General features: G+C 44.9%; 7 protein-coding genes. 3 read left to right on the forward strand and 4 right to left on the reverse strand.

Going from position 1 to position 12,202, the window contains the following annotated elements; translation table 11 throughout:
- Nucleotides 1–42: 42 nt before the first annotated feature.
- Nucleotides 43–1,632 carry a BCCT family transporter gene (locus ACVA53_RS10835; protein ID WP_446505097.1) on the reverse strand — a complete coding sequence of 530 codons (1,590 nt, stop codon included), beginning with the start codon at nt 1,630–1,632 and terminating at the stop codon, nt 43–45.
- A 21-nt stretch (nt 1,633–1,653) separates the two neighbouring features.
- Complete coding sequence (locus ACVA53_RS10840; protein ID WP_255044430.1) at nt 1,654–3,645, reverse strand: CocE/NonD family hydrolase; 1,992 nt, start codon at nt 3,643–3,645, stop codon at nt 1,654–1,656.
- A gap of 156 nt (nt 3,646–3,801) precedes the next feature.
- Here ACVA53_RS10840 and ACVA53_RS10845 point away from each other — a divergent pair, with 156 nt between their 5' ends.
- Nucleotides 3,802–4,680 (forward strand): LysR substrate-binding domain-containing protein, encoded by an 879-nt coding sequence (locus ACVA53_RS10845; protein WP_255044429.1) that lies wholly within the window; start codon nt 3,802–3,804, stop codon nt 4,678–4,680.
- Nucleotides 4,681–4,779: 99 nt separating this feature from the next.
- Here the strand turns inward: ACVA53_RS10845 and ACVA53_RS10850 are convergent, their stop codons facing one another.
- Both ACVA53_RS10850 and ACVA53_RS10855 read right to left on the reverse strand, forming a co-directional pair.
- A complete protein-coding gene (locus ACVA53_RS10850; RefSeq protein WP_446505098.1) occupies nt 4,780–7,917 on the reverse strand; it encodes an efflux RND transporter permease subunit in 3,138 nt (1,045 codons plus the stop codon).
- A 3-nt stretch (nt 7,918–7,920) separates the two neighbouring features.
- Nucleotides 7,921–9,084 (reverse strand): efflux RND transporter periplasmic adaptor subunit, encoded by a 1,164-nt coding sequence (locus ACVA53_RS10855; protein ID WP_255044427.1) that lies wholly within the window; start codon nt 9,082–9,084, stop codon nt 7,921–7,923.
- Nucleotides 9,085–9,437: 353 nt separating this feature from the next.
- On the opposite strand from ACVA53_RS10855, the gene ACVA53_RS10860 reads away from it, so the two are divergent.
- A complete protein-coding gene (locus ACVA53_RS10860) occupies nt 9,438–10,238 on the forward strand; it encodes a Cof-type HAD-IIB family hydrolase (RefSeq protein WP_255044426.1) in 801 nt (266 codons plus the stop codon).
- A gap of 232 nt (nt 10,239–10,470) precedes the next feature.
- Nucleotides 10,471–12,075, forward strand: coding sequence for an ABC-F family ATPase (locus ACVA53_RS10865; RefSeq protein WP_107347422.1), 1,605 nt, complete (start codon nt 10,471–10,473; stop codon nt 12,073–12,075).
- Nucleotides 12,076–12,202 lie beyond the last annotated feature (127 nt).

Here is a 12,202-nt window from a genome sequence, read left to right on the forward strand (position 1 = left end):
CATTCAAGCACATCGCCCTATATGGGCGATGTGCTCTTATGGTTATAGCTTCTCGTATACCGGTTCTCCACCCGCATTATTGCTTTCAAGTGACTGAGTTATCTCGTTTGGGTGAACGTCAGTCAGTAGTTCAGGCTTTCGCAACCAACGTATTAATGTCAGGCTACAAGCTAGAATAATGACTGTTGCGGGTAGCCCGCCAAGGTTCGACAGTTGTTTCACCCCATTAATACCAACCGTGCTCACCATGATCCAAGCGACTAAGCCAATAACGCCCCCCCAAAGAATTTTGATCGGCAGTGAGGTGCGCTCATCAGACTCAGAATCGAAATCTTTAGTACATAAATCACCGATGGCATCAGTGCTAGAGTCCGCTGCTGTTACATATGAAATAAACGCAATCAGGATCAAAAAGAATGACGTTATTCCGCTGAAAGGCAACTGCCCCATAATATGATAGAGCAGTTGTTCAATCCCCTGCTCATTAAGAACGGTATATAACCCACCATTACTTTGCGCATCCATATAGATGGCGGTACTGGAAAACACCGATACCCAAACCATGATGAACAAGCTTGGATAGATCAAGTTAACCTGAATGAACTCTTTCACCGTATAACCACGGGCAATCTTGCCGAGGAACATTGCAGTGATAGGTGCCCATGCAAACCAAACCGCCCAATAAAACACACTCCACCATTGGGGCCATGGATCATTGGCGGCTTGACCAGTAAACAGGCTCAAACGAAAGAAAGATTGAATAAACTCGCCTAGACCTTCAACACCAAGCGCCAAAATGTAAGTGGTTGGGCCAACAACAAGTACAAAAATAAACAGCGCAATCAACATCCAAAAGTTCGCCTGTGACATACGGGCAATCCCCTTGATCAACCCACTGGCCGCCGAAAAAATGAAGGTACCGACGATGATGGCAATAAAGATGCCAAGCGTAAACATATTACGCTCTATATCGATAAACTGACTTACCCCACCAACCAAGGTCAGCGCACCAGTGCCCAGCGATGAAGCCATACCCACCACCAGGGAATACAGTGCGAGAGCATCAACCACATCACAAACTTGCGGCGTCAGATAACGGCCAAACACCGGACGCAATGAGCTGGAAATCGAAAAAGGAAGCTTCAGGTTATAAAATGCAAGCGCAAAAATAAGCGCAGGAACACAATAAATGGCGTATGGCGTCGGGCCCCAGTGCAAGAACATCGCTGAAATGGCAAACAATGTCGCATTGGCGCTGCCAGGCTCGATACCCAAGCTCTCCGGCGGCCCATAAATATGGTAAATAGGCTCGGCAGTCGTCCAGAACAGTACACCCACCGCTAATGTGGTGCAGAGTACAATCATAAACCAGCGTTTTTTATTAATACGTGGAGTACTCGACTCGCCCCCAATACGAATATTACCCAACTTAGAGAAATAAGTGACCACAATAAGCATCAGCAGGTAGAAGCTCCCTAGGCTGAATAGCCAAGAAAAATGCTGCAAGATACTGTTGTTTAACGCTTGAGTAGCCGCGGTAAAACCCGCCAAGTCAACCAAGCTAAATACTAATGCTGCCATTAGTATCAAGAAGGTCGGAAAAAAGACCAGAGGTCGAATATTTTTAATCATTTGCTCATCCTTGAACATCAATTACATGAAGTTGCGCTTGATGGCTTCATCAAAGCTTCTTTCGAAAATCACTTCCCCATCACAACAGGCTTTCCATTGTGCCTGAATGTAAAAGTGATTTACGTCGCACGTCATTACATAATGCGCTTCTATTGCAGTACGCCAGCCATCACGCCCCATATCCACACATAAGTGAATGTCGTTTTGCGCACTTAAGGGATCTTGTTGGTGAATCGATAACGCTTGCTCAATGGTAAAATCAATTTCACTCTGTGATGAAGTGATAAACTGACGCCCAAAATCTTCTTTGGTCTCTAGGGTACTCACTCCAGTTTTATAGTCCCGATGAACGATACGTTTGCTGCTTGGCGCTCGCATTACTTGACCATCAAACGCCACTGGCTTGTCATAACGAGGGACAAGATCTGACATCGTCGGCTGTAGATTCAGCGGAAGACTCACTGAACATTGCGAGGGTTGTAGCGTCAGCGTTGCATTTTCCGCACATGGCCATATCAGAGGCCAGTATGACGTCGATATGGCAATCCTTACTTTATGGCCTTTTGGCACGACATAAGCCATATGATTTAACGCGACATCCACATCGTAAATTTCACCAGCAACCAGCGATTCAGGGAACTCGTGACTATTGCGGTGAGACAAGTTCAGCAGGCCATGCGTTATCCGAGTAACCTCGCCCATTGGATGCACATCAGAGATCCTTACAATAACATAAGCCTGAGGTTTATCACTGGATAAGGATAAATGCGCCATTACCTGCCCGGCTATCGGCAGATCTTCTGTTAGTGTATCGGAATCAAAAACCAGTGAGCCAGCATCATCAATACGTTGATCGGCGGGGTTTTCCATATCCATTCGAATACCAACACAGAAACGGCCACCATCTAAGCCAACCGTTTGTGGTGATCGGATACTCAAAGGGTCACTGTCTAAAACTGAGTCTGACAACCCTTTATCGGAGAGGTACCACTTTTTATAATGGGTGTTGCGGGATGGCCATGTTGGCTCACTGACCCAAGACCCTGCTCGATGTTCATAATCGGTTTGTGGCAATACACTCTCTTGCAGATAATAATGCAACTCTGGTTCAGTCTCTATGCCATTTTCAATCCCTTTCAACCAGCGATCCCACCACCGGACAGATTCGGCAACGTAATCCATTTTCGGGTTTGGGTAAGCAATGTTCGGGTATTTATGTGCCCATGGCCCAACGAGACCTTTCTTTGGTCCTGACAGATGACTCAGTAAAGAAAAGACAGTATTGCGATACCCATCAGCCCAGCCCCCCATCGCATAGACAGGTATTTCAATGTCTGAGTAGTCCTCACAAACTGAACCATGTTTCCAGTAATCAGAACGTGTTTGTTCCGTCAGCCAAGGTTTAGCCAAAAATGGCATCTTATCGAGCCTATCAAGCCAGATATTTTTCCACTCATCGCCGACCAATTTAGCATCTGGAGAGCGGCCTAATGCATAGGCCCAGAAGAAAGCGGCCCAATCCATATTGTCATTGAGCAGACAACCACCAGCAAAGTGAATGTCATCCCTAAAACGATCATCCGTTGAGCACTGGGTAATAATGGCTTTCAGTGCAGGAGGCTTAAGTGCTGCTATCTGTAGAGAATTAAACCCTCCCCAAGATATCCCGACCATGCCGACATTCCCATCGCACCAATCCTGCTTGGCAATCCAGTCAATCACATCGCAACCGTCTTTAAGCTCCTGCTGGGAGTATTCATCCTCAAACAGGCCTTCTGATTCACCACAACCTCGAAGGTCGACACGAATACACGCATAACCATGTGCAGCCGTTTCCGGCATCGTTATCTCATCGCGGATGATGGTGCCATCATTTTTACGGTAGGGAAGAAACTCTAATATAGCGGGAACAGGGTTAGCAGCAACATTTGCAGGCATCCAAGCTCGGTAAGCGAGCCGTGTGCCATCAGGAAGGGTAAGCCAGTCGTGATGGATCTCTTGTACGGTCTTCATTATCATCCTTGTAACATAAACACAGAACCTTCTATGTTATAACGTGATGTTTGTCAGTAAATCAGTATTTAGTTACTATGGTGTTAACTTTAAGTTCACACAAGTAAGACGATGTCCATAAACGCCAAGTTAATACCCTCCACTAACAGCCTAATTATGTTTGAAGCGGCGGCGAGACTGGGGAGTTTAACCAAAGCTGCAGATGAGCTTTGCGTGACACCTACAGCGGTCAGTAAACAGATCAAACAGCTAGAGTCGCTGCTGAGTACAGAGCTGTTTATCCGTTCTACCCAAGGTGTGCGCCTTTCTGACGAAGGGCGCCGGTATTTAGACCGAGTAACAGAGGCTCTAACAATACTTGCAGAAGAGACGCTCATCATGGATGAAGCTGCGAACGTTCCTGCTTTAGATATTGAAGTCGGCCCCTGTTTTTTGCACTTTTGGTTATTGCCTCGATTAGACCAATTTCGCCAAGAGCACCCTGATGTTCTATTAAATATTAACGTGAACAATGAGCGTCAAGTAGCAACTGATGATAGCTATGATGTCGCGTTCTTCTACTCCCCGATACACTCGCAAAAACAAAATAACTATCTGCTATTTCATGAACGGGTATTACTCGTATGTAGCCCAGGTTTTCTCGAAAAACATGGCGGACATATTGATATATCAACAGTGTTTGATTTCCCCCTTGTCATGCTAAAAGATGAGCTTGAATTCTGGGAGGGTTGGCAAACTTGGGCTGAAAAAACAGGGCTAGAATACCGTATACCCCATGATGCGATTTGCATGACAGACCAAGTTGCCGTGATACAGGCGGCCATCAATGATGCTGGAATTGCCCTCGTATGGGACTGGCATGTTGACGAGCTATTGGAAGCCGGCCAGTTGGTTGCTCTGACTAAATTAATTGATTTTAACGATAAAGCCTATTTTCTCTCGATAGCTGATCACTGTACCGATCCAGCCGCACAAACATTCGTAAACTGGGTGCTAAAACAAGAACAGTCAGCATCCATTACGCAGTTATATTAGGACTTAACAAGAACGTTCGTCATTTTCTATCCTTTGAAAGTTATCAGCGAGTAATGATGAGCCACTCCTAGGCTCACCATCTCCTCATTTTGTTAGTACTCAGTTTGGCTGTTCGGCGTTGTTTGCTATTGCTGCTTTGTCATCTGATTTGAACAGTTTGCAGATCAACACAAAAAATAGCGGCGCGAAGTAAATCACCAATAGAGTTGCCCCTATCATGCCGCCCAATACTGACGTACCAATAGCGTTTCGTGCATTGGCACCCGCTCCCGTACTAAGAACCAAAGGCAATACACCAAGTCCAAACGCCAGTGACGTCATAATGATTGGGCGCAGACGCATCTCACACGCTTGTACCGTTGCATCAATAATATTGACACCTTTTTCATAAAGCTCTTTCGCAAACTCAACAATCAGAATTGCGTTTTTAGCAGTTAAACCTATGGTGGTTAACACGCCCACTTGGAAGTAAACATCGTTCTCTAGCCCTCGTAGCATGATCGCAGCCAGTGCGCCGAGTATCCCTAATGGAACCACCAGAATAATCGCAATTGGAATACTCCAGCTTTCATACAAAGCGGCTAAGCAGAGGAAAACCATCAAGATAGAGATTGCGTACAGAATTGGCGCTTGGTTGCCAGCTTCGATCTCTTGATAGGACATTCCCGTCCAGCTCACCTGTACATCGTTTGAAATCTCTGCGGCCAATCTATCGATTTCATCCATCGCTTCACCAGTACTGTAACCAGAGGCGGCTTCACCGACGATTTCCACTGCAGGATTACCGTTATAACGTTGTAATTGTGGAGAGCCCTGGCCCCAGTGATAAGTGCTGAAAGCTGAGATAGGCACCATCTCACCGTTGTTGTTACGCACAAACCATAAGTTCAGGTCTTCTGGTGTCATGCGATATTCTGCATCAGCTTGAATGTAAACCTTCTTTGAGCGGCCACGGTCGATAAAGTCATTCACGTATGATGATGCCCAAGCAATTGACAATGATTGGTTGATGTCATCAATTTCTAAACCGAGCACTTTGGCTTTTTCATAGTCGACATCAAGGAACAGTTGCGCGGTATCCTCAAGGCCATTTGGACGTGTACTTTGCAATAATGGACTTTGTGCCGCTGCACCAAGTAGCTGGTTTCTTATCTCAATCAGCTTGTCATGACCGACTGCACCGACGTCTTCTAGGTAGAAGTTAAAGCCAGTTGAAGTACCAAGCTCTCGGATCGCTGGGCTACTAAAAGCAAAGATCTGTGCATGTTTGTAGTTTGAAAACTCGCCCATAACACGGCCGATAATGGAATCCACATCGGTTCCAGGTTCAGTCCTTTCTGACCAATCCTTCATGCCGATGAACGCCATCGCTGCGTTTTGTCCAGAGCCTGAAAAGTTGAATCCAGACACGGTAAACACGTGGTCGACAGTGTGTGATTCGTTCTCTTCAAAATAATCTTTGATATCCAACATCACTTCTTGTGTCTTTTGTAATGTGGTCCCCGTTGGTGTGGTCACCATCACCATGAAGTCACCTTGGTCTTCATTTGGCAAAAATGAACTTGGCAGCACGTTGTATAGATAAGCCGTGCCTGCAAAAAGCATTAGGTAAACAAAAACGAAGCGTAATGGACGTTGTAAAGTGTGTTTAACTGACCCTCGGTATTGGGTTGATAGCTTGTCGAACCCTCGGTTAAACAGTGCAAAAAACTTGTTATTCGACTCTTTATCGACAGGCTGTAGAAGCGTTGCACACAGTACCGGAGTAAGGATCAATGCCACGATAACGGATAGCACCATTGCCGAGACAATTGTCAAAGAGAATTGTTGGTAGATAACGCCCGTTGAGCCAGACATAAAGGCCATAGGAATAAATACAACCGACAACACCATTGTAATACCGATTAAGGCGCTGGTAATTTGTCCCATTGATTTTTTGGTTGCTTCAAGAGGAGATAGGTTCTCTTCATGCATCAAACGCTCAACGTTTTCCACCACAACGATGGCGTCATCAACCAACAAACCGATAGCCAATACCAAACCGAACATAGTGAGTGTATTGATCGAGAACCCCAGTATTGCCATAACACCAAAGGTACCAAGCAATACAACTGGCACGGCGATGGTTGGAATCAAGGTAGCGCGTATATTTTGCAAAAACAGCAACATCACGATAAAGACAAGCCCAACCGCTTCAAAGAGGGTTTTGACCACTTCACTGATGGATAATCGGATAAACAAGTTGTTATCGGTTGTTTTAACCAATGCGAGCCCATCAGGAAAACCTTTGGATAGTTGTTCAAGTTTTGCATCAACCGCATTTTGTGTATCTAACGAGTTCGCGCCTGTTGCAAGGGTGATAGCAATACCTGAGGCGTCTTTACCCATATAGGCCGGTATACTTGAGGACTCTTCACTGGCTAACTCTACTCGCGCTACGTCTTTGAGCTTAACCTGAGAGCCGTCACTATCGACTTTAATTAAGATATTCTCAAACTCTTCAACGCTGGTTAACAGGCTTTGTGCGGTGATACTGGCATTAATTAACTGAGAATCAATGGCTGGCGTTCCGCCCAATTGTCCAACTGTCACTTGGCTATTTTGAACTGATACAGCATTAGATACGTCGACAGGCGTTAAGCTATAGCTGTTTAATTTGGCAGGATCTAACCAGATACGCATCGCATAGGATGGGCCGAAAATGGTTACATCTCCCACACCGTTTACACGGCTCAGGATATCTTTGATGCTTGAGTTTGCGTAATCTTGAATATCACCCGCACTCATGCTGCCGTCAGGAGAATATAGGTTGGTCACCGACATAAAACCTGACGTACTCTTGGTCACAGAGGTCCCCTGATTTTGTACCGCTGTCGGTAGGCGGTTACTGACTTGCTGTAAGCTATTTTGAACTTGCACCTGAGCGATATCGGGATCGGTGTCTGCACTAAACGTTAATGTGACACTAGCGCTACCAGAAGAATCACTTTTAGACGCCATATATAGCAGGTTATCTAACCCGGTCATGCCTTGTTCGATGACCTGAGTCACACTGTCTTCAATCGTTTTTGCTGAAGCACCAGGGTATGACGTTGATATCGTCACCGCAGGTGGTGCAATAGTTGGGTATTGCGCGATGGGTAATGTAACGATTGCGGCAATACCCGAAAGCATAATGACAATGGAGATCACCCAAGCAAAAATAGGTCTGCTAATAAAAAAATTTGATAAGGACATGATTTACTCCTCACTGACAGTAGTGGGAGTTGTACTTTCAGTGCTGCTATCGACAACCACAGCAATATCATTTTTCATGTTGATGATATTGGAGATGACGACTTGCTCACCACTGACAAGTCCTTCTTTAACCACCCAACCGTTGCCAACTTCATTACCGATAACCACCGGCTTTTTCACCGTTTTATTATCTTGACTAACCACAAAGACTGAAGGTTCTCCAGACTGGCTTCTTACCACGGCCGATTGCGGTACAACGAGGTAGTCTCGAGCTTCAGGCATAGAGATATGAGCACGTACATACATACCACCTAACAATAGGTTGTTCGGGTTTGGAATAATGGCGCGCAGCGTTACGGTACCTGTCGAGTCTGAAACGAGGGTGTCTGAAAACTCTAAATGACCCACTTCATCATAAGCACTACCGTCTTCTAGCGTGATCGACACCGGGATCTCAGCATTCTTATCAGTAAAGCTAGCAAACTCTTTTCTGATTTTAGTAATTGCCAGCGAAGATTGTTGCATATCTACATAGACGTTCGAGGTTTGTACTATCGTCGTTAGGTAAGAGGATTGTTCAGCGGTCAATAACGATCCTTCAGACACCATAGAGAGCCCTGCTTGACCTGAGATAGGGGCTTTGATTTTGGTATAAGACAGCTCAACATTAGCGTAATCCAATTCTGCTTGGCTGATAGCCACTTCTGCTTGGGCTTCTTTGTAAGAAGCATCAGCAGCATCAAAATTCTCTTGGCTGGTTAACTTTTTCTTGAGGAGTTCCTGATAACGAACCGCGGTTTTTCGACTTGATTTTTCACTCGCCAGTGCCTTTGTTAATTGAGCTTGTGCGCTATTGACGTTAGATTGATAGATTGTTGGGTCAATTTCATAAAGTACATCACCAGCTTCTACCTGAGAGCCCTCTTTATATAAACGGCTTTTGAGAATGCCCGTCACTTGTGGTCTAACTTCGGCTTGTTTGAAAGCCGCAATACGTCCTGGCAGCTCTGTAGTCAAACGCAATGTTGTCGGTGTTAAATCTAGTACGTCAACATGAGGTGGACCGGGGGCTGGTCGTTGGTCTATTTCTTGCTCACCACAACCGAGCAATAAAGCGCTAGAGAGGAGTAGACACAGAGGCAGTTTTAACGAGCTGGGTAGATGCATGATGAGGCCTTATCGTAGAAGCATTATTATGACTATTTTTAGCAGGGAAATGGTTAAGGTGGGGTTAAGACTCGGAATTTTGTAAATAACCATTAATGAGACCGATAGCTATTTCGATTTTTAAACAGGATAGAATGGCGTAAATTGATTCAGTAACATGACAATGAAGAATATAATCATTTGTTAAAACACATTTTGGAGCACAGAGAGTATCGAAGCCAATACTGATGGTCTTCAGTTTCATTTCAAAACCTCTTCGATACCGATGCTTGATGCAAATCACTTGCAGAGAATGGTGACTGCTGTAATTTATTATGCTTGATACACACCTTTTGCCAATTACACGGTCAACTATGCCAAGTAAAGACATCAAATTTATTGCCGTCGATATGGACGGGACTCTGCTCGATCACAATAGCCAACTACCCGAAGACTTCTACTCGGTTTACCAACAATTAGAGCAACGAGAAATCATTTTCGCTGCCGCATCGGGGCGACAGTATTACAGCTTGATGGAAACCTTCGCACCAATTCGCGATCGTATGACGTTTATCGCTGAAAATGGCACCATGGTGATGCACCAAGGCGAAGAGTTGTATCGTTGTGAAATCGACAAACCCTCGATTGAGGCGATTATTCAGCAGGCACGTGCCATCGAAGGGACCAATATCGTCTTGTCTGGAACTAAATCGGCTTATATCGAAACCCAAGACCCACAGGCGCTAGAAGAGTTCGCTAAGTACTACCACCGTTGTCAGTATGTCGACGACCTGTTAGCTGTTGATGATGACTTTATTAAAGTCGCCATTTGTCATTTTGACGGCACTGAAGAGCATGTACTCCCAAGCTTTGAAAGCGAGTTTGGTCAAAGCCACCAAGTGGTGTTGAGTGCAAAAATCTGGCTCGATGTGATGAATGCCTACGCCTCTAAGGGGGCAGCAATTGAACACTTGCAAAACACGCTTGGATTTAGCCATGAGCAAACCATGAGTTTTGGTGATTACCTCAATGATCTAGAAATGCTCAAAGCCAGCTATCACTCTTACGCCATGGATAACGCCCACCCTAAAGTGAAACAAACCGCACGCTTTTCAGCCCCTAACCATCGTGACGCTGGCGTAATGACCGTGATCAAGCGTGAGTTACTCGATTAAGCCCAAATTAGGAGCGTTTTTGTTAGAGCTGACCAAACATTAAATGGCGAATTAGCAGATCATCCTGTTGATTTTTCATCCAACACAAACACCTTCTGTGACTTAGCTCTCACATCTGTTATTTGTTCAATTTATCTGTATAATTCGCCAGCTATTAATTCGTGCTTTCATTTCTGTTGATTTGGCATATCTGACTAAGCAATTAGCTCATCTTATACCTAGGAATATTTCTTTGATCTCAACCGCTAACATCACCATGCAATTCGGTGCCGAGCCTTTATTTGAAAACATTTCTGCTAAGTTCGGTAACGGTAACCGTTACGGCTTAATCGGAGCCAATGGATGTGGTAAATCAACGTTCATGAAAATACTGAGTGGCGCACTAACGCCAAGCTCTGGCAATGTATCTATAACCCCAGGGTTAAAACTTGGCGTACTGAGTCAAGACCAATTCGCTTTCGAGCAACACAACGTAATCGATGTCGTTATTATGGGTGACCGTAAGCTATGGGAGATTAAAAAAGAGCGCGACCGTATTTACTCACTACCAGAGATGAGTGAAGAAGATGGCATGAAAGTCGCTGAACTTGAAAGTGAGTTCGCAGAAATGGACGGCTACACCGCAGAAAGCCGTGCTGGCGACATTTTGCTTCAAGCGGGTATCGAAGAAGAATTCCATTTCGGCCTCATGCAGCAGGTCGCTCCAGGTTGGAAGCTGCGCGTGTTACTTGCGCAAGCACTTTTCGCCAACCCTGATATCTTGTTGTTAGATGAGCCAACCAACAACTTGGATATTCATACGATTAACTGGCTTGCTGAAGAGCTGAATCAACGTAAGTGTACAATGATCATCATTTCACATGACCGACACTTCTTGAACTCAGTATGTACCCACATGGCGGACATCGACTACGGTGAATTACGTATTTACCCTGGTAACTACGAATACTTCCTTGAGGCCTCAGGTTTGATCCGCGAACAATTGCTTGCAGGAAATGCTAAGAAGGCCGCTGAGATTAGCGAACTTCAAGATTTCGTTAACCGCTTTGGTGCCAATGCATCTAAAGCTAAACAAGCCAGTTCTCGTGCGAAGAAGCTGGATAAAATCAAGCTAGATGAAGTTAAATCGTCAAGCCGTATTAGCCCGTCTATTGATTTTGGTGAAGGCAAGAAGCTGCACCGCCAAGCACTTGAGCTACAAGATTTAGGTCACGCATTTGATGATGAACTCCTTTTCGAAAAGGGTAATTTACTTCTAGAAGCGGGAACGCGTTTAGCAGTAATTGGTGAGAATGGCGTGGGTAAGACAACATTCCTTCGCTGCCTAGTCAACGAATTAGAACAAAACCACGGCATTGTTAAGTGGTCTGAAAATGCTTCTATCGGTTACTGCCCACAGGATAGTACAGCGGATTTCGATAACGATTTAAGTATCTTCGATTGGATTTCACAGTGGCGTACCGCAAAGCATGACGACTTGATGGTACGAGGTATTTTAGGTCGCCTTCTATTCACCGCTGATGATGCCAACAAAAAAGCGAAGAATTGTTCGGGTGGTGAGAAGAACCGTCTGCTGTTTGGTAAATTAATGATGCAAGACGTCAATGTGCTTGTTATGGATGAACCAACAAACCATATGGACATGGAAGCTATTGAAGCGCTAAACAACGCGTTGAAAAAATATGAAGGTACACTTATTTTTGTCAGCCATGACCGCGAGTTTGTATCATCTCTTGCCACGTCAATTATTGATGTGAAAGACAAGAAACTTGTTAACTTCCAAGGTACTTATGACGAGTACCTTGCACATCAACAGAAAATGTTAAGCGTCGCATAAGCATTACACGCAATAAAGAAAGCAAGATATTAAGGCACTCCGATTTGGAGTAATGCCATTCGGTTAAGCACTAGCGCTTATATCTCAATGGATATCGGCTAGGAATATAGAGCACTGAACGTGGATA

Source organism: Photobacterium sp. DNB23_23_1, from assembly GCF_052873815.1.